Below are 17784 nucleotides of genomic sequence, written 5' to 3' on the forward strand. Positions count from 1 at the left end.
TGACCGGTGGCCGCCCGCACCCCACCCCGACGTCCGACGCACTCGGCGTCGCCACATCACCGACATCACCGACATCACCGACATCACCGAAGTCCAGGAGCCCACCATGCGACGCCCCCTCATCGCCCTCACCGCCGTAGCCGCCTCAGGGACCCTCGCCCTGTCGGCCTGCGCCGGCGGCTCGAGCGACGTCGTCGCCCAGCCCGGCTCCACCGCAGCAGGAGCCGCGGCGACGAGCACCGTCAACCTCTACGCGTATGCCGTGCCGAAGGTCGCCTTCGACGTGCTGATCCCCGCCTTCCAGAAGACCGACGCGGGCAAGGGAGTGCAGTTCCAGCAGAGCTACGGCGCCTCGGGCGACCAGAGCCGCAAGGTCGCCGCAGGCGCCGAGGCCGACTTCGTCAACTTCTCGGTCGAGCCCGACGTCACCCGTCTCGTCGACGCGGGCCTCGTCGATGCCAACTGGAATGCCAACGAGCACAAGGGGATTCCCTTCGGCTCGGTCGTCACCATCGTCGTGCGCAAGGGCAACCCCAAGGGCATCAAGGACTGGGACGACCTCCTCAAGCCGGGCATCGAGGTCGTCACGCCCAACCCGTTCTCGTCGGGCTCGGCCAAGTGGAACCTCCTCGCGCCCTATGCCGCGAAGAGCGACGGCGGCACCAACAAGGCCGCGGGCCTCGCCTACATCAGCTCCCTCGTCAAGGACCACGTCAAGGTCCAGCCGAAGTCGGGCCGCGAGGCGACCGAGACGTTCCTCCAAGGCAGCGGCGACGTGCTGCTCAGCTACGAGAACGAGGCGCTCTTCATCGAGAAGAACGGCGACCCGGTCGAGCACGTCACCCCGCCGCAGACGTTCAAGATCGAGAACCCGGCAGCCGTGCTCAAGGGCAGCAAGAGCCTCGCCGGCGCCACGGCGTTCAACACCTTCCTCTACACACCGGAGGCGCAGAAGCTCATCGCCGAGGCCGGCTTCCGTCCGGTCGACGCGACCGTCGCGTCCGATTACGCCTCGAAGTTCCCGGCGCCGGCGAAGCTGTGGACCATCGCCGACCTCGGGGGCTGGAAGTCGGTCGACGGCAGCCTCTTCAAGAAGGACGTCGGTGACATCGCCAAGATCTACGACCAGGCGACGCAGTGACATCGAACGCCATTGACAGCAGGGGGGCCGAGCAGTCGGCCTCCCCGCTGTCGCGTCCGGGGTCGGGCGGGCGCGACGAGCCGCGGCCCGACGGGGCCGGAGACGGAGGGCGCTCCGGCGGGTCTACGACCCCGGCGACCAAGCCCAACCGTGCCCGCGTCGGTGCCGTGCGCCCGCTCGGCATCGGGGTCGTCACCCTCTGGCTCAGCGTCATCGTCCTGCTCCCGCTGGCCGCGCTCACCGCCGCGGCGTTCTCGGAGGGCTGGGCAGGCTTCTGGGAGGCGATCACGGCGCCGGCGGCGATCGCGGCCCTCTGGGTGACCGTGCTCGTGTCGGCGATCGTCGCCGTCATCAACGCGGTCACGGGCACGCTCATCGCGTGGGTGCTCGTGCGCGACGACTTCCGGGGCAAGCGCTTCGTCAACGCGATCATCGACCTGCCCTTCGCCCTGCCGACGATCGTGGCGAGCATCGTGCTGCTCTCGCTCTACGGCCCGAACAGCCCGATCGACGTCCAGCTCAACGCGACCCGCTGGGGCCTCATCGTCGCCCTGCTCTTCGTGACGCTGCCGTTCGTCGTGCGTTCGGTGCAGCCGGTGCTCATCGAGGCCGACCGCGAGGTCGAGGAGGCCGCGGCCTCACTCGGCGCGTCGAGCTGGACGACGTTCCGTCGGGTCGTGCTGCCAACGCTCGCGCCCGCCATCCTCAGCGGCACGGGCCTCGCCTTCGCCCGCGCGATCGGCGAGTACGGCTCGGTCGTGCTCATTGGCGGCAACATCCCCCGCGAGACCCAGGTCGCCTCGCAGTACATCCAGCAGCAGATCGAGATCGACCGGCCGGTCAACGCCGCCGCGGTGTCGGTCGCGCTGCTCGCCATCGCCTTCGCCACCCTGCTCCTGCTGCGGGTGGTCGCGAGCCGCACCCAGCGTCGAGAGGAGCGTGACGCATGAGAGTCGGCACCGGCACCCGCATCACCCTGCGCGTCCTCGCGCTCGGCTACCTCTTCGTCCTCGTCGCCGTGCCGATCGGGGTCATCCTCTGGCGTGCCTTCGAGCCGGGTCTCGCCACCTTCATCGCCTCGATCAGCACCCCGGCCGCGATCTCTGCCCTCAACCTCTCGCTGCTCATCGTCGCGATCGTCGTGCCGCTCAACGTCGTCTTCGGCGTCGTCACCGCCCTCGCTCTCGTGCGCGGTCGCTTCCGCGGGCGCGGACTGCTCCAAGCGGTCGTCGACCTGCCGTTCGCGGTCTCACCGATCGTCGTCGGCGTCTCGCTCATCATGCTGTGGGGGGTGAACGGCTGGTTCGGCGCCATCGACCGAGCCGGCTTCCAGGTCATCTTCGGACTGCCCGGCATGGTGCTGGCGACGATCTTCGTCACGCTGCCCTTCGTCGTGCGCGAGGTCGAGCCGGTGCTGCACGAGATCGGCACGGAGCAGGAGCAGGCCGCCTCCACCCTCGGCGCCGACCGGTGGCAGACCTTCTGGCGGATCACTCTCCCCGCGATCCGCTGGGGCCTGACCTACGGCGTCGTCCTCACCGTCGCCCGCGCGCTCGGCGAGTTCGGCGCGGTCATCATGGTGTCCTCCGGCTTCCCGGGCGTCTCGCAGACGCTGACGCTGCTCGTGCACGCGCGCTACATCGACGACCACAACACCTACGGCGCGTATGCCGCCGCCACCCTCCTCATGGGCATCGCTCTCCTCGTGCTGCTGCTCATGACCCTGCTCGACCGCAAGAGGAGCGACCGATGATCACCGTGACCGCAGCCCGCAAGCACTACGGCTCCTTCCTCGCCCTCGACGACGTCGACATCGACATCCCGAGTGGCTCGCTCACCGCCCTGCTGGGGCCGAGCGGGTCGGGCAAGTCGACCCTCCTGCGCGCCATCGCCGGCCTCGAGGGCCTCGACGGGGGCACCGTGACGATCGACGGCCGTGACGTCACGGCCGAGCCGCCGCAGCGCCGCGGCATCGGCTTCGTCTTCCAGCACTACGCGGCGTTCAAGCACATGACCGTGCGCGACAACGTCGCCTTCGGCCTGACGATCCGCAAGCGCCCCAAGGCCGAGATCGCCAAGAAGGTCGACGACCTGCTCGAGATCGTCGGGCTCGACGGCTTCCAGCACCGCTACCCCGCGCAGCTCTCGGGAGGCCAGCGCCAGCGGATGGCCCTCGCCCGCGCGCTGGCCGTCGACCCTCAGGTGCTGCTCCTCGACGAGCCCTTCGGGGCACTCGACGCCAAGGTGCGCACCGACCTGCGCCAGTGGCTGCGGCGGCTGCACGACGAGGTCCACGTGACCACGGTGCTCGTGACGCACGACCAGGAGGAGGCGCTCGACGTCGCCGACCGCATCGCGGTGCTCAACCACGGTCGCATCGAGCAGGTGGGCGACCCCGTCACCCTCTACGAACGCCCGGCCAACGACTTCGTCATGGGCTTCCTCGGCTCGGTGGCCAGCCTCGGTGGGCAGCTCGTGCGGCCGCACGACATCGTCCTCGAGCGCGACCATGCCGCTGCTCTCGCCCTCGACGCCAAGGTCGCTGACTCCCCGGGCGTCATCACGGCGACCGTCGAGCGCGTCGTGCCCCTCGGTTTCGAGGTCCGCGTCGACCTACGGGCCGACTCGGGTGAGCGCTTCGCCGCGCAGATCACCCGCCGCGACGCGGCTGAGCTCGGGTTGCGCGAGGGCGAGACGATCCACGCCCGGGCCACCAGCCGCTCGACCGTCGTCGACCACGACCCAGCCCTCGCCATCTGACCCACAATCGAAAGAGCACTTCGTCGGGCCCGCCGATCGAAAGCACAGTTCGTCTGCCAGTCCCGATCGAAAGAGCAGTTCGTCGGATCGCGGGCCGTATGCGTCAGCCGACCGACGGCGGCCAGCGCTGGGTTCGCCATTCGTCCCAGGTCGCAAACCCGGCCGGTGGGTCGTCGACGGGTTCACTGCCGTCCAGCTCGCCCGGCGTCGGGATCTCGATGCGGGCGGCCCACTCGGTCAGCTCCTCGTCGGACATCGGCCACGTCGCGTGCGGGGCTCGTGCCTGACGCTCGTCGAGGCACCTGCGCTGCTCCTCTCGGGAGACCTCGAAGTAGCGCATCACCACCACTGCACCACGGTCTGCCGCGGCCTGCCGAAGGGCCGATCGCTCGTCTCGGCTCCACAGTCCGAAGTCGATGACGACGTTGCTCCCGAGCTCGAGGGCGCGAAGCCCGACCTCGATGAGGCGCCCCTCGATCACGTCGGATGCCGCCACTGGGTTCTCGTGCCCGTAGAGAGCCTTGACCCATTCGTCCTTGGTCAGGCGGAGAGCGCCGTGCTCGATCTCGATGCGTCTCGCAGCAGTGGTCTTGCCGGTGCACGGGAGCCCCACCGTCAGGAACAGCCTCGCTTGCCTCATCATCACCTCCCTCTGGGTCCCACCGTGACACGTGGGTGAAGGCCATGGGGCCCGTCGTGCGGCAGACTGCGGTGCGTGGACATCTCGGCCCGTGTGGACTACGCAGTCAGGGCGATGCTGATCCTCGCGGAGGCGGAAGCGAGCGGGTCCGGCCCCGTCAGCATCGACACCCTCGCCACCCGTCAGGAGCTGCCCCGGAAGTTTCTCGAGGCGATCTTCGCCGACCTGCGGCGCAACGACCTCGTCCTGAGCAGGCGCGGAGCGCGCGGAGGCTACGTCCTGGGCCGGCCGGCATCGGAGGTCAGCGTCGGCGACGTCTTCCGAGCAGTCGACGGGCCACTCGCGGAGGTGCGTGGCCTGCGCCCGCACGAGACGGCATACCAGGGCGTGGCGGAGCACCTGCCCAGCCTCTGGGTCGCGGTGCGCGCGAGCCTGCGCGAGGTCCTCGACGAGACGTCGCTGGCCGACCTGCGCACGGGTCACCTCCCGGATCGCGTCCAGCAGCTGCTGACCGCCCCGGACGCCTGGGAGAACCGCTGACCGTCTGCGCCGGCAAAGGATCGTCAGGGGCCGGCGTGCTCCGGTCCGGCGCGAGACCGGGCGGTCGCCGCTTCGGGCCACGACGATGACGTGGCCGCGACGGTCACCCACACCTCGAAGCCACTGACCGAGCAGGCCTGCAGACTCGTGCCGTTCGCGAGGGCGAGCCGCGCAGCAGTGGCGCAGGCCTCCGCCGCTGACGCTCCGTCGCGCACCTGCTGGGCTGCTCCGATAACGGCCAGGTCGGCACCGAGCCGGGCCTGATGGCTCGCTCGCACGGCACCCGCGAGCACCAGCGCGCCGGCCGTCAGCGCGACGATCAGTCCGATGACCCCGACGACGAGGACCGAGGCGCTGCCGCGGTCGACCGCTCGGTCCGTCACGGTCCGGACCCCGACTCGCGGGACGCCGTGGCGTGGGCGACGAGCCCCCACGACGGCAGCACCCCGCCCCAGCCACCCGACCGTGCCTCGACGGTGACGGTGACGGTGGCGCCCTCGACCGCGAGCGCCACGGTCGCTCCGCGTGGGGCAGCCGACAGAGCTGCCGCTCGCACGGCGCCGGAGGTGTCACCGCGCGCCGCCGAACGAGCCGCAAGTCGTGCCGCGTCGACGCACCTGATCTGGTCGATCCCTGCAGTGACCCCAGCGAGGCAGATCGCGAGGACGAGCACCACGGCAGGGATGGCAACGGCCAGCTCGGCCGTCACCATCCCCGCCTCGGATGGCGACGCGTCGCCGTCGGGCGCGGCGCTCTCAGCTGCGCGGTGAGTCAACCGGCGATCCCGAGGGCGCTCTGCACGAGCCCGGCGAGGGCGCCGCGCACGGCATCGGACCGCACCACCCCGAGCAGCACGAGGGCGAAGGTGCAGGCCGCCATGATGCCGACGGCGTACTCGGCCGTCGTCATGCCGACCTCGGCCCGTCGCAGGAGGCGACGCCACCTGCGACGCGATGCTCCCATCCAGCCGCCACCAAGCGGGTGGGTGAGCCGGAGCGAGATGGTGTGACGTGTCATGTCGAGTTCTCTTTCTTCTCAGTGGCCCTCGCGTTTCTCGCGAAGGAGGGATCGATGGCAGACAAGGCGCGGCGCGTCAGCCAACAAGCAGCTGGCTGCCCAGCGCCACGACCAGCGGCACGACCGTCGTCAGGCAGAAGGCAGGGAGGAGGACGAGCCCGAGAGGAGCGACGAGACGGACGCCCACCTGCGCGGCAGCCACCTCGAGGCGGTCGAGCTCGGCGCGGTGCAGGTCATCCGACGCAGCGGTCAGCAGCGGCCCCGGCGGCACACCTCCGGCGTGGGCGAGGGAGACCACGCGCGCAGCCGGCGCCCACGCGGGGCCGACGGAGGCCCAGGCCACCGCCTCGGACGCACCCCACTGGAGGGCGGTCGCCACCTGACGCAGGTCAGCGGCCACCGGGTCGGCGCTGGTCTGCGCGACGGCGGTGAGCACCTGCCACGTCGGCAGGCCGGTGCGGTAGGCGAGAGCGAGCAGGGCCATCGCCGCAGCCACCTCGTCGGCGTCACGCGCACCTGCGTCCCTCAGGTCGGCGCCCCTCAGGTTGGAGCGCTCCACTTCGGCGTGCTCGTGTTCGGCCTGCTGCAGTTCGGTATCTCCGAAGGTGGCGTCTCTCAGGTCGGCGCTCCCCACGTCGGTGCCGATCCGGGTCGGCAGCATGAGCACCGCAGCGGCCAGGAGCACGGCAACACCCCACGCCGACCACGTCACGACGCCACCGCCTTGCGGATCATCCGCCGGCACCACAGTCGCCCGACGACGATGAGAGCCACCCCGAGCACGGCACTGATCGCCCCGATGCGAGACCCCGCGTAGAGCCGTGCCGGATCGATGCCGCAGGCGATACCGAAGGCCGGCCCGGTGAGGGGCAGCACCGTCAGGACCGTCACCGTGGCCCGCGGGCCTGCGACGGCCACACGGACCTTGCGCTGCCTGGCTCTGGCCTCTCGGAGCCCGGCCGCGGCCCGCTCGACGGCCACCGCAAGAGGCGCCCCGTGCCGCTCTGACAGTGCCCATGCCGACGCGACGAAGGAGATCTCCGGTGCTCTCGTGAGCCGTGCCCAGTCGGACCACACGCTCGCGAGGGCACCACCTCGACCGGCTGCTGCAGTGAGCGATCGGGTCAGGCGTTCGAGCTCGCTGTCGCCTCGCCGCCGTCCCGGCGCCGTGCCCGCGTCGACCCCTGCGCCGGACGTCGCCTCGGCAGCGAGGGCAAGGGCACGCACCGGGGGCAGCCCCATCGCGAGCGCCGGAGCCATCGAGTCGAGCAGGACGAGCACTCCGTCGAGGAGGTGCTCACGGTCGCGTCGCAACCGCCACCGGCGATAGAGCAGGAGCGGATCCTGTTGCCAGACAGAGACATCGGAGCCCTCAAGAACAGCAGGCGAGCCATGTCCAACGGTCTCGAACTCGGCGAGGAGCGCGTCCTGCGGCCGCACGCGGCGCGGCCACGTGAGCAGCGCGAGCGCGACGAGCAAGCCGAGCACCAGGGCTGGGGGCCAGACCCCCTCGAGGCGGGACCCAGCAACGTCGAGGCCACCCCCACCTGCGGACCCCACCTCGGCGAGCACGCTGACGGAGGTCGCCGCCGACTCACGCGTCGGCATCGAGGCCACCACCCGTGGGCAACGAGAGCACCGCGGCAACGCACGCACCCGCACCGTCCGCACCGGCACCGTCGGCACCGGCACCGTCCTCACCGGCACCGCCGGCACCGGCACCGTGGGCACCAGCACCGAGCCCACCAGCACCGAGCCCACCGTCCGCATCGGGTGGGCCGTCGGACAGGCCGAGGCGCGCGCTCAACACGGGCCACGCCGCACCTGCGACCGGCACCGAACCGCCACCGCCCCAGTCGAGCGCCGGCACGACGACCGGGCCGCCCGGCCGTCGCAGCACGGCCGCGACGGAGCTCAGTCGACGGGCCGACCCGTCGCGCACGACGTGAAGCACGACGTCGAGGGCAGCCGCGGCCTGGGCCCGCACCGCCTCCGGGCCGAGCCCTGCGAGGGCGCCGAGGGCCTCGAGCCGGGCCAGCACGTCGGCGGGTGCGTTGGCGTGGATCGTGCCGCAGCCACCCTCGTGGCCGGTGTTGAGGGCGGCGAGCAGCTCGCGCACCTCGGCGCCGCGGACCTCCCCGACGACGATGCGGTCGGGACGCATGCGCAGTGACTGCCGCACCAGGGTGGTCAGGGTGACCTCGCCGGCGCCCTCGACGTTGGCGGGTCGGGCCTCGAGTCGCACGACGTGGGGGTGGTCGACGTCGAGCTCACGCACGTCCTCGACGAGGAGCAGCCGATCGGCCCGGTCGGCGCACCCGAGGAGCGACGCGAGCAACGTCGTCTTGCCCGCGCCGGTGCCGCCGGAGACGAGGAACGCGAGCCGTCGACGCACGAGCGCCTCGAGGATCCCCAGCCACTCCGGCGGGAACATGCCCCGCTCACCGAGCTCCACGAGAGACGCCTGCTCACGGGACGGCACCCGGATCGTGATGTGCGCGCCGTCCGCGACGAGCGGCGGGAGGATGGCGTGCAGGCGGGCGCCCGAGGGCAGCTGGCCGTCGACCCAGGGGCTCGCCTCATCGAGCCTCCTGCCGGCCGCTCCTGCAAGGCGGACGGCCAGGAGCCGAGCCTCGTCATCGCTCAACCGCTCGCCGGTCCACTCCATGCCGTCACCGCGGTCGATCCACACCCATCCGTCGCCGTTGACGGCCACGTCGGTGACGTGTGGCTCGGACAGGAAGGGGTCGAGCACCCCGGCGCCGAGGACCCGTGAGGCCATCGACCGCCGCGAGTCGTCGACCCGCCGGGCGCCGAGGGCACCCACCTCCTCACGAGCGACGGCCGAGACGACGTCGACGTCCGGGCCGACCCCCTCGCGCACGCGTTGCCAGACGGCCGGGCTGAGGCTCATGCCGCATCCAGCTGGGACACGAGGCGCAGCAGCAGCCGGTCCGCCATCTCCACGACCGAGCCACGCGCCCGAGCACCCGGCGGACGCCCGGCCGACAGGTCGGCGCGCACGTGCCGGTCATCAGCGACGGCCCCGACGACAGGCACGTCGAGGTGGTCCATGAGCAGGTCGTGGAGCTGCTCGTCCACGCGCCCACCACGCAGCACCACCCACGGCTCGAGGGGCGGCACGCGCGGCCCCGCGCTCGCGCTGCTGGGTCTCAGCCGCACACGGTCGAGCGCGAGGCGCACCAGCGGCACCGCGGCGGCTGCCGAGGCGACCTGGGCCACGTCCGTGCCGACCGTGAGCACCACGACATCGACCTCGTCGGCCATCGCCTCGAGCACCCGCTCGTCGCGCGGGCAGTCGAGCACAACGATGTCGGCGGCCTCACGCAGCCCCGCAACGACATCACAGGCCCGCTCGAGCCACTCCCCCACCTCCTCGAGCCGGTATGCCGCCTGGCCCGGCCCCAGCACCCCGTCCGGTTCCAGCGCTCTGCCCGGTTCCAGCGCTCTGCCCGGCTCTCGCACCCCGCCCACCTGGCCGAAGCCGCCCGCCCCAGCATCCACCGCAGCGTCCGCCGCACCGAAGGTGAGCGCCGAGGCTCCGCGGACCGTCGGCAGCTGCCGGATCAGGCGGCGCCCGTCGACGACGCCGCACACCTCAGCCAGGTCGGGCCAGCGCCACCCCTCCTCCTGCTCCAGGCCGAGCACGACGTCGAGGCGTCCCGAGAGCCGGTCGAGGTCGACCGCGACCGTCGACCGGCCGGCGGCTGCCGCTCGCACGGCCACGGCCGCCGCGAGGGTCGTGGACCCGGTCCCACCGGTGGCCGGCACGAAGGCGATGACGTTTCCCATGCGTCCACCGTCGCCCAGCAGCGCGGCCCCGCCCAGCGGCATACGGGCCTCGGTGGACAACCCCGCCCGGGCCTCGGGGAGGTGTGGACAGCCACCGGCCGCCGGGATGGCGGTGGCCTCCGTCAGGGGGGGAGACGGAGGCCACCTCACGATCCTGGCGCCGGGGGGAGGTGCCATTCACGTGGCGCTCGACCCCGGAGGGGAGCGCGCTTTCAATCCTTGACCCCTCGAACCGGGAATGCAAACCGACATGTCCGACGGAGGATGGTTCGACACTGATTGTCAGTTGTGCCGACCACACGGGACGGGCGAGAACGCGTGTGCGTCGCACACCCGCGAGCGCACACGATGAAGGCCCGCAGGACGCTGTCCTGCGGGCCTCCAAGAGAAGGAGCGAGCTACCAAGCGTGCATTCTCGATGTGTCGCCCCGGGTTTCGTGCCCGGGGGTGGACTGTTCCAAGTGAACTGCTCTCGCGTGGGTACTCGGTGCCTTCTCGGGACTTCTGCCTTACTGGGATCCGTCCCTACGCCTCTCGGCGATGTGGCTCCTGACTCCGTTCTACAGCACGCGCTCGGCGTGGCGACAGACCCTGCCGCCCCTCTGTGGGCAGAAAGTGTCCACCATGGTGGACACCCCACCCAGCCTCGCGCTCGCGTCAGACGAGCCGGCCGGCCCGGACGGCGTCGCTGATCCGCCCCCCCTCCGCGACACCGCGCACGAGTGCCTCGCCGGCCTGTGTGAGCCACAGCCCCACCCCCTGCGCGGTCCCCGTCCCGTATGCCGTGAGCGCCCCGAGGTAGGCAGGCCCGCCGTTCGCGACGTGGCCGGCTTCAGGCACGGACACCCCGGTCGGGTCGAGCCCGAGGGCCTGCACGAGGGCGCGCTCCATGGCCCTGGCGACCAGGCCGTTGCCGTGGACGAAGGGACGGACCGACACGATCTCGGCGTGCACGATCGACGAGATCACTGCGGCGGGAACGCGATTCGCCGCAGACGCCCCGGCAAGGACGAGCTCCGACAGCGCTGCGAGCCGGCTCGAGACGACGGCGGGCGCCGGAGCCGGCCCGAGGTCGACGAACTCGTCGCACGTCTCTTCCCCCACCCGCGGACGCCCGAGCGTGTCGGCGCTGACGCCACCCACGACGTCCCCCATGAGCGGTGCGCCCGCCGCGACATGGAGGCGAGCGAGCGCCTGGAGCGGCGCCGTGCGCACGAGCGCGACGACCCGCTCCGTCTCGGCGGTGGCGGCGACGGCTCCCTTGAGCGTGGCGATGCCCGGGTCGAGCTCGTCCGGCCACGGGCGGGTTCCGCTCATCAGCTCGCGCACCAGCTCCACGGGCAGGTCGGCGCCATCGAGCGCAGCACTCGCCCGCGCGCCGCGCACCCGTGACTCCGCGGCCGCCTCCGGGATCCGGCGGCGCAGCGCCTCGTGGAAGCGCAGCCGGGTGCCCGCCTCACGGGCTCGCTCGGCCACCTCGGCCACCCCGGGCAGGTCGGTGAGCGCGGACAGCTGCTGGAGCAGGGCGGACTGGCTGGGCGTCGCATCGGGCACCGAACCACGATAGGTGCGCCCGCGAGCGCTCTCGGCCTGCGACGATGAGACCGTGGCCACTTCGGAGGTGCTCGACTGGCTGCTCGCCGGTGACGTGGCCGCCGCCTACCTCGCGACGCGTGACCTGCTGGGCCGCGACGATGCCGACCTCCAGCGCCGCATCGCCACGGAGGGGGTGGGCGCGGCCCTCCTCGCCGCTCGTGGTCCGAACGGGCACTGGGGGCGGGGCTTCTACCAGCCGAAGTGGACCTCGAGCCACTACACCCTGCTGCACCTCAAGGAGATCGGGCTCTCCCCCACCCATCCTGGCGCCCGCGACACGGTGCGGCTCATCCTCGACACCGAGAAGCACCGCGACGGCGGGGTGGGCCCGGCTGCATCACCGACGCCGAGCGACGCCTGCGTCAACGGCATGGCCCTCGGTTATGCGAGCTGGTTCGGCGCGCCGGAGGATCGGCTGCGGTCGATCGTGGACTTCCTGCTGACCGAGCGGGTCGTCGACGGCGGGTTCAACTGCCGGCACAATCGCCCCCGCACCCACGTGACGCACTCGTCGATGCACACGACCGTCTGCGTGATGGAGGGCATGACGACCTACCTGCGCTCGAACAGGCGATACCGCCGCACCGAGCTCGAGGAGGCGGTCGCATCGTCGGCGGAGTTCCTGCTCCGGCACCGGATGCTTCGCAGCGAGCGCACCGGTCAGGTCATCAGCCCGGAGTTCACCCGCCTGCACTTCCCCGCGCGGTGGCACTACGACGTGCTCCGCGGGATGGACTGCCTTGCTGCTGGTGGTACTCCACGCGACCACCGGATGGACGAGGCGCTCGCGCTGATCCGCCGCAGGCAGCGCCCGGACGGCCGCTGGAGCGCCAACCGCTCCTACCCCGGGGTCACCTACGTCCCCGGTGAGCGTCCGGGCGAGCCGAGCCCGTGGCTCACGGTGATCGCCGAGCGCGTGCTCCTCGCGTATCCTCGGTGACATGAGTTCGAGCGTCGCGCCGACCCGCGCGTGGTGGCTGCCCAGCTGAGGCGGCCATCTCGACGAACCCATCTCGAGCCGCCCACGGGCGGCTCTTCGCATGTGCGGCGACGGTCTCTCCCGTGGGCACCACCCACCAGGAGAGCAGCATGACCACCACGACCAAACCTTCCGTTCGCAACGCATCCGTCGATGACCTCGTCGCAACAGGCGAGAGCGCGACGTATGCCGCCGCCCTCGACCGGAGCCGCGTGCTCGACGCCCTCATCGACGAGCAGGCCGCCGCCGACCCCACCCGCTTCCGCATGCTCACGGGTGACCGTCCGACGGGCCCGCTGCACATCGGGCACTACCTCGCCAGCCTGCGCAACCGAGTCCGGCTGCAGGACAAGGGAGTCGAGACCTTCGTCGTCATCGCCGACTACCAGGTCATCACCGACCGCGACTCCGTCGGCGAGATCGGCGCGAACGTGCAGGGCCTCGTGCTCGACTACCTCGCCGCAGGGCTCGACCCCGAACGCTCGACGATCTTCACGCACAGCGCGGTCCCGGCCCTGAACCAGCTGATGCTGCCCTTCCTCTCCCTCGTCACCGATGCCGAGCTGCGCCGCAACCCGACGGTCAAGGACGAGCTCGCGCTCTCGAGCGAGCGCCCGCTCTCCGGACTGCTGCTCACCTATCCCGTGCACCAGGCGGCCGACATCCTCTTCTGCCACAGCCGCATCGTGCCCGTCGGCCGCGACCAGCTACCCCACCTCGAGCAGACCCGCTCCATCGCGCGCCGCTTCAACAGCCGGTATGCCGCCGGGCACAGCGTGTTCCCCGAGCCCGAGGCCCTGCTCAGCGACGTTCCCCTCCTGCTCGGGACCGACGGCACGAAGATGTCCAAGAGCAAGGGCAACGTCATCAACCTGCGCGACAGCGCCGATGAGACCGCCGCGCGAATCCGTCTGGCCCGCACCGACTCCGAGCGGCGCATCACGTTCGAGCCCGATCGCCGTCCGGAGGTCGCCAACCTCCTCACGATCGCCGCGCTCTTCCTCGAGCGCTCCCCCGAGGCGGTCGCGGACGAGATCGGCGACGGTGGCGCGCGGGCCCTCAAGCAGGTCGTCACCGAGGCCGTCAACCACTCCCTCGCCGGGCACCGGGCCCGCCGGGCAGACTTCGCCCGCGACCCGGCATACGTGACCTCGGTGCTACACGAGGGCAACGCCCGCGCCAACGAGGTCGCCGAGCGGTCGCTCGCCACGGTGCGTGCGGTGATGGGGATGAGCTACTGAGCCACGCGGCATACCGCTCGTCGGCGGAGGCGGACCGTTCGTCAGGCTACTGACGGGTAGCGACGAGACCTGCCTCACTCGGCTCTTGAAGGGCGACCTACCCTGCGTTTGAGTTGGTCCTCTGGACGTCGAGGGCGCCGAGCGCATCTCGACGCCGCCCCGACCACCACGACCCCCGCGCACCACCACGACCCCAGCGCACCACCGTCGATGCGAAAGGTGAACACCGTGAGCGAAGAGACGCTCGACAACCTCGTCAACGAGGGCCAGTCCTTCCCCCCGCCCCCCGCCTTCGCCGCCCAGGCGAACGGCACGGCGGACCTCTACGACAAGGCCGCCGCCGACCACGAGGGCTTCTGGGCCGAGCAGGCGCGCACGTACCTCACGTGGAGCACCCCGTTCACGCAGTCGCTCGACTGGAGCAACCCGCCCTTCGCCAAGTGGTTCGCCGACGGTGAGCTCAATGCGTGCGTCAACGCCGTCGACCGGCACGTCGCGCAAGGCCGCGGCGACAAGGTCGCGATCCACTTCGTCGGTGAGCCCGAGGGCGACACCCGCGACATCACCTACTCCGACCTCCACGCCGAGGTGCAGCGCGCCGCGAACGCCCTCGCCGACCTCGGGGTCTCCAAGGGCGACACGGTCGCGATCTACCTGCCGATGATCCCCGAGGCCGCGGTCGCGATGCTCGCGTGCGCCCGGCTCGGTGCGCCCCACTCGGTCGTCTTCGGCGGCTTCTCCGCGGAGGCCCTCCACTCGCGCATCGACGACGCCAAGGCGAAGGTCGTCATCACCGCCGACGGCGGCTACCGTCGCGGTGCCCCCTCGGCCCTCAAGCCGGCCGTCGACGCGGCGCTCGACCACGGCGACACGTCCGTCGAGCACGTCCTCGTCGTCAAGCGCACCGGGCAGGACACGGCGTGGAGCGACCGCGACGTCTGGTGGCACGACGCCCTCGAGCAGGCCGCCCCGACCCACGAGGCGCAGGCCTTCGAGGCCGAGCACCCGCTCTTCATCCTCTACACCTCGGGTACGACCGGGAAGCCGAAGGGCATCTTCCACACGACGGGCGGCTACCTCACCCAGGCGGCCTACACGAACGCCGTCGTGCACGACGTCCACCGCGACACCGACGTCTACTGGTGCACCGCCGACATCGGCTGGGTCACCGGCCACTCCTACATCGTCTACGGGCCACTGACCAACGGGATCACGCAGGTGATGTACGAGGGCACCCCCGACACGCCGCACCAGGGCCGCTGGTGGGAGATCATCCAGGACTACAAGGTCACGATCCTCTACACCGCCCCGACGGCCGTGCGCACCTTCATGAAGTGGGGCGCCGACATCCCGGCGAAGTTCGACATGAGCTCGCTGCGGCTGCTCGGCTCGGTCGGCGAGCCGATCAACCCCGAGGCGTGGCTCTGGTACCACAAGCACATCGGCGGCGGCCGCGCCCCGATCGTCGACACGTGGTGGCAGACCGAGACGGGCGCGATCATGATCAGCCCGCTCCCGGGCGTGACGACCCTCGAGCCCGGCTCGGCGCAGAAGCCGATCCCCGGCATCAGCGCCGAGATCCTCGACGACGAGGGCAAGCCGTTCACGACGCCCGAGCAGGTCGGCTACCTCGTGCTGACCAAGCCGTGGCCGTCGATGCTGCGCGGCATCTGGGGCGACCCGGAGCGCTACAAGGAGACCTACTGGTCGCGGTTCGGCGAGAAGTACTACTTCGCCGGCGACGGCGCGAAGTACGACGCGAACGGCAACATCTGGCTCCTCGGCCGCGTCGACGACGTCATGAACGTCTCGGGCCACCGCCTCTCGACCGCCGAGATCGAGTCGGCGCTCGTGTCGCACCCCAAGGTCGCCGAGGCCGCGGTCGTCGGCGCCAACGACGAGACGACGGGCCAGGCGGTCTGCGCCTTCGTCATCCTGCGCCAGGAGTTCGTCGAGGAGGCCGACGAGCCGGGTGAGGGCGGCGACCTCGTCAAGGAGCTGCGCAACCACGTGGCCAAGGAGATCGGCCCGATCGCCAAGCCGCGCTCGATCATGATCGTCAGCGAGCTGCCCAAGACCCGCTCCGGCAAGATCATGCGCCGCCTGCTCCGTGACGTGGCCGAGGGCCGCGAGGTCGGCGACGTCACCACGCTTGCCGACAGCTCGGTCATGGACCTCATCAAGACGGGCATGTCGAGCAGCTGACCGCCCGAGCACGTACGCCGCCCGCCTCACCCCCGTGGTGAGGCGGGCGGTGTGCGTGGTGCGAGGAGGCCGCTCGAGCGGGTCGCCACCACGACGTATGCCGTTCGCCCACGTCGCGCGGGCGGCCGGCGCTAGCGTGTGGCCGAAGCCAAAGACGTAGACAGTGCGCCGGCCGTCGTGCCCGAGAACCAGAGCCCCAAGACCCTGGCCGACGACCCGTGCCCCAAGACCCCTCGGAGGACCCTGACGTGAGCGACACCTACAGCGGCAACCGACCCCTCGGCGTCACGGTCCTGTCCGTGCTGACACTCCTCATCGGCGTCACCGACATCATCGCCGGGCTGCTCTTCGTCTTCACCCGCAACAACCGCGAGGTCCAGGCGTCGGCGCAGACCTCCGCCGAGGTCCTCCTCATCGCCGGTGTCGTCTACCTCGTCATCGGACTCATCTACCTCGCGGTGGCTCGGGGGCTCTGGCAGGGCAGCAACGGGTCTCGCATCGTCGTCAACGTCGTCTCGGTCATCAACCTCGCCGCGGGCGTCTGGCTGCTCACGCAGTCGGCCGGTTCGACGCGGCTGCAGGCGGCCATCTCGATCCTGCTCGCCGTCATCCTGCTGCTCATCGTCAACAGCGGCCGCGCCAAGGCCTTCTTCCTCGCCCGCTGACCGGCCTCAGCTCGCGCTCGTCGACGCCGACATGGCGGTCGACACGGCGGCCACCGGCGGGCCCCCTGACGCGTCAGCCCGGGCCACCCAGCCGCGCTCGTGCGCGGCCCAGCCGAGCTGGATGCGGGTCGTGGAGCCGGTGGCGTCCATCAACGAGCGGACCCGCCGTTGCACCGTGCGCAGCCCGACGTCGAGCTGGCGCGCCACCCGCGCATCCGAGGCCCCGGCGAGCAACAGCGACAGCACCTGCAGGTCGAACTCGTCCGGACCCGCCGCCAGCTCGACGACCTCGTCGGCGTCCGGCGTCGCCAGCACGAGCGGCCACGCCTCACGCCAGACCGACTCGAAGAGCGCCATGAGCGAGGCGACGAGCCCGGCGGCGTGGATCACCAGGGCCGACGGCTCCGCGCCCTCCACGTCGAGGGGTACGAGCGCGGTGCGGCCGTCGGCGACGACGAGCTTGGTCGGGACGCGCTCGACGACACGCACCTCCTCCTCACGGCGCAGCACGGCAGCGACGTTCGCCTGTGGCTCGTGCTCGAGGACGTCGCGTTCCAGGACGACGCGGTAGCGCACGCCACGAGCGGTGGCGACGTCCTCAGCCGCGTTCTCGTCAGCTCGGACCACGGACGGCCGATCGGTGACGAAGGCGCACACCTCGGACACCGCCCCGAGCTGCAGCTGGTGGAAGCGCTGCCCCACGGCACCGGCCCCGATGACCACCTCGACGAGGTCGTGCACGTCGACCGACGCCTCGGTCCGGTGCGCCTCGGCGAGGCGGGCTGCGGCGAGCTCGGCCTGCTCCAGCTCGTGGCGCCGGTCGTTGACGATGGCTCGCAGCGCCACACCCGGGGGCGCCGCGACCCAGCGCCCGGCAGCGACGGCGGACTCGGCAACGAGGCCTCGGGCACGCAAGGCGAGCACCGCCTGCTCGACGTCGCCGTCCGGCATGGTGCAGCGCCGGGCGAGGTCGGCGAGCTCCGTCGCACCGAGCCCGACGAGGGTCCGGTAGACCGTCGCCTCCTCGGGCGAGAAGCCGAGGGCGCCCAGCACCTCCATGTCGCCACCTCCCCACCGGCCGCGTGACCGCGCGGCCGCGTCTCCGCGTCTCCAGGCGGTGAGCACGGTGGCGACCCCGCGGGGACCGACACGAGGAGCAGGAGCTGTGACCACGGCCTCAGTAGAAC

Annotated in this window: 19 protein-coding genes; 9 read left to right on the forward strand and 10 right to left on the reverse strand. The window is 71.6% G+C overall.

All coding sequences use genetic code 11. The features are described 5' to 3' along the window. Positions 1-106: 106 nt before the first annotated feature. From FBY41_RS04335 to FBY41_RS04350, 4 genes are read left to right on the forward strand one after another with little or no spacing between them, the layout of a single operon-like run. Positions 107-1141: a sulfate ABC transporter substrate-binding protein gene (locus FBY41_RS04335; protein ID WP_141842135.1), complete on the forward strand. Its 1035-nt coding sequence runs from the start codon at positions 107-109 to the stop codon at positions 1139-1141. Then, positions 1138-2091: a sulfate ABC transporter permease subunit CysT gene (gene cysT, locus FBY41_RS04340; protein ID WP_260439550.1), complete on the forward strand. Its 954-nt coding sequence runs from the start codon at positions 1138-1140 to the stop codon at positions 2089-2091. Before FBY41_RS04335 ends, cysT begins: the two co-directional genes overlap by 4 nt. Then, positions 2088-2894 carry a sulfate ABC transporter permease subunit CysW gene (cysW, locus tag FBY41_RS04345; RefSeq protein ID WP_141842136.1) on the forward strand — a complete coding sequence of 269 codons (807 nt, stop codon included), beginning with the start codon at positions 2088-2090 and terminating at the stop codon, positions 2892-2894. Before cysT ends, cysW begins: the two co-directional genes overlap by 4 nt. Beyond that, positions 2891-3901, forward strand: coding sequence for a sulfate/molybdate ABC transporter ATP-binding protein (locus tag FBY41_RS04350; RefSeq protein ID WP_141842137.1), 1011 nt, complete (start codon positions 2891-2893; stop codon positions 3899-3901). Before cysW ends, FBY41_RS04350 begins: the two co-directional genes overlap by 4 nt. A gap of 103 nt (positions 3902-4004) precedes the next feature. Here FBY41_RS04350 and FBY41_RS04355 read toward each other — a convergent pair whose 3' ends face one another. After that, complete coding sequence (locus tag FBY41_RS04355) at positions 4005-4541, reverse strand: AAA family ATPase (RefSeq protein ID WP_260439551.1); 537 nt, start codon at positions 4539-4541, stop codon at positions 4005-4007. A gap of 75 nt (positions 4542-4616) precedes the next feature. Between FBY41_RS04355 and FBY41_RS04360 the strand changes: the two genes are divergently transcribed. Further along, positions 4617-5081 carry an RrF2 family transcriptional regulator gene (locus tag FBY41_RS04360; RefSeq protein ID WP_141842139.1) on the forward strand — a complete coding sequence of 155 codons (465 nt, stop codon included), beginning with the start codon at positions 4617-4619 and terminating at the stop codon, positions 5079-5081. Positions 5082-5104: 23 nt separating this feature from the next. Here FBY41_RS04360 and FBY41_RS04365 read toward each other — a convergent pair whose 3' ends face one another. The 8 genes from FBY41_RS04365 to FBY41_RS04400 all read right to left on the reverse strand — a co-directional run bounded on the left by FBY41_RS04365 (position 5105) and on the right by FBY41_RS04400 (position 11465). Continuing rightward, entirely contained in the window at positions 5105-5464 is a 360-nt protein-coding gene (locus FBY41_RS04365; RefSeq protein ID WP_185748879.1) for an Rv3654c family TadE-like protein, read from the reverse strand. Next, a complete protein-coding gene (locus tag FBY41_RS04370) occupies positions 5461-5793 on the reverse strand; it encodes a TadE family type IV pilus minor pilin (RefSeq protein WP_141843138.1) in 333 nt (110 codons plus the stop codon). Before FBY41_RS04370 ends, FBY41_RS04365 begins: the two co-directional genes overlap by 4 nt. 59 nt (positions 5794-5852) lie before the next feature. After that, positions 5853-6098: a DUF4244 domain-containing protein gene (locus FBY41_RS04375; RefSeq protein ID WP_260439552.1), complete on the reverse strand. Its 246-nt coding sequence runs from the start codon at positions 6096-6098 to the stop codon at positions 5853-5855. A 76-nt stretch (positions 6099-6174) separates the two neighbouring features. Continuing rightward, positions 6175-6810, reverse strand: coding sequence for a type II secretion system F family protein (locus FBY41_RS04380; protein ID WP_141842141.1), 636 nt, complete (start codon positions 6808-6810; stop codon positions 6175-6177). Next, complete coding sequence (locus FBY41_RS04385) at positions 6807-7706, reverse strand: type II secretion system F family protein (RefSeq protein ID WP_141842142.1); 900 nt, start codon at positions 7704-7706, stop codon at positions 6807-6809. Before FBY41_RS04385 ends, FBY41_RS04380 begins: the two co-directional genes overlap by 4 nt. Beyond that, positions 7693-9012, reverse strand: a complete 1320-nt coding sequence (locus FBY41_RS04390) for a TadA family conjugal transfer-associated ATPase (protein ID WP_141842143.1) — start codon at positions 9010-9012, stop codon at positions 7693-7695. The genes FBY41_RS04385 and FBY41_RS04390 overlap by 14 nt, the downstream gene beginning before the upstream one ends. Continuing rightward, on the reverse strand, positions 9009-9911 hold the full coding sequence (locus FBY41_RS04395; RefSeq protein ID WP_141842144.1) for a hypothetical protein: 903 nt from the start codon (positions 9909-9911) through the stop codon (positions 9009-9011). The genes FBY41_RS04390 and FBY41_RS04395 overlap by 4 nt, the downstream gene beginning before the upstream one ends. Positions 9912-10568: 657 nt before the next feature. Next, a complete protein-coding gene (locus FBY41_RS04400; protein WP_141842145.1) occupies positions 10569-11465 on the reverse strand; it encodes a hypothetical protein in 897 nt (298 codons plus the stop codon). Between the two features lie 52 nt (positions 11466-11517). On the opposite strand from FBY41_RS04400, the gene FBY41_RS04405 reads away from it, so the two are divergent. From FBY41_RS04405 to FBY41_RS04420, 4 genes are all read left to right on the forward strand, one after another. Then, positions 11518-12447, forward strand: a complete 930-nt coding sequence (locus FBY41_RS04405; RefSeq protein ID WP_141842146.1) for a hypothetical protein — start codon at positions 11518-11520, stop codon at positions 12445-12447. Positions 12448-12596: 149 nt separating this feature from the next. Continuing rightward, positions 12597-13727, forward strand: a complete 1131-nt coding sequence (trpS, locus tag FBY41_RS04410; protein ID WP_141842147.1) for a tryptophan--tRNA ligase — start codon at positions 12597-12599, stop codon at positions 13725-13727. 210 nt (positions 13728-13937) lie between these two features. Then, entirely contained in the window at positions 13938-15932 is a 1995-nt protein-coding gene (gene acs / locus FBY41_RS04415) for an acetate--CoA ligase (RefSeq protein ID WP_141842148.1), read from the forward strand. A gap of 248 nt (positions 15933-16180) precedes the next feature. Continuing rightward, positions 16181-16597, forward strand: coding sequence for a hypothetical protein (locus FBY41_RS04420; protein WP_141842149.1), 417 nt, complete (start codon positions 16181-16183; stop codon positions 16595-16597). A 6-nt stretch (positions 16598-16603) separates the two neighbouring features. Here FBY41_RS04420 and FBY41_RS04425 read toward each other — a convergent pair whose 3' ends face one another. Continuing rightward, the gene (locus FBY41_RS04425) at positions 16604-17656 is read right to left on the reverse strand and encodes a helix-turn-helix domain-containing protein (RefSeq protein WP_141842150.1); all 1053 of its coding nucleotides are present in this window, start codon (positions 17654-17656) and stop codon (positions 16604-16606) included. Between the last annotated feature and the right edge of the window lie 128 nt (positions 17657-17784).

The sequence above is a fragment of the Humibacillus xanthopallidus genome (assembly GCF_006716675.1).
Taxonomy (GTDB): Bacteria; Actinomycetota; Actinomycetes; order Actinomycetales; family Dermatophilaceae; genus Humibacillus; species Humibacillus xanthopallidus_B.

Excerpts from the sequence above, each read along its gene's own strand:
- cysW (WP_141842136.1), top strand. The coding sequence starts at position 2,088 with ATGAGAGTCGGCACCGGCACCCGCATCACCCTGCGCGTCCTCGCGCTC.
- FBY41_RS04335 (WP_141842135.1), top strand. The coding sequence starts at position 107 with ATGCGACGCCCCCTCATCGCCCTCACCGCCGTAGCCGCCTCAGGGACC.
- FBY41_RS04370 (WP_141843138.1), bottom strand. The coding sequence starts at position 5,793 with ATGGTGACGGCCGAGCTGGCCGTTGCCATCCCTGCCGTGGTGCTCGTC.
- trpS (WP_141842147.1), top strand. The coding sequence starts at position 12,597 with ATGACCACCACGACCAAACCTTCCGTTCGCAACGCATCCGTCGATGAC.
- acs (WP_141842148.1), top strand. The coding sequence starts at position 13,938 with ATGCGAAAGGTGAACACCGTGAGCGAAGAGACGCTCGACAACCTCGTC.
- FBY41_RS04425 (WP_141842150.1), bottom strand. The coding sequence starts at position 17,656 with ATGGAGGTGCTGGGCGCCCTCGGCTTCTCGCCCGAGGAGGCGACGGTC.
- FBY41_RS04395 (WP_141842144.1), bottom strand. The coding sequence starts at position 9,911 with ATGGGAAACGTCATCGCCTTCGTGCCGGCCACCGGTGGGACCGGGTCC.
- FBY41_RS04355 (WP_260439551.1), bottom strand. The coding sequence starts at position 4,541 with ATGAGGCAAGCGAGGCTGTTCCTGACGGTGGGGCTCCCGTGCACCGGC.
- FBY41_RS04385 (WP_141842142.1), bottom strand. The coding sequence starts at position 7,706 with ATGCCGACGCGTGAGTCGGCGGCGACCTCCGTCAGCGTGCTCGCCGAG.
- FBY41_RS04375 (WP_260439552.1), bottom strand. The coding sequence starts at position 6,098 with ATGACACGTCACACCATCTCGCTCCGGCTCACCCACCCGCTTGGTGGC.
- FBY41_RS04390 (WP_141842143.1), bottom strand. The coding sequence starts at position 9,012 with ATGAGCCTCAGCCCGGCCGTCTGGCAACGCGTGCGCGAGGGGGTCGGC.
- FBY41_RS04350 (WP_141842137.1), top strand. The coding sequence starts at position 2,891 with ATGATCACCGTGACCGCAGCCCGCAAGCACTACGGCTCCTTCCTCGCC.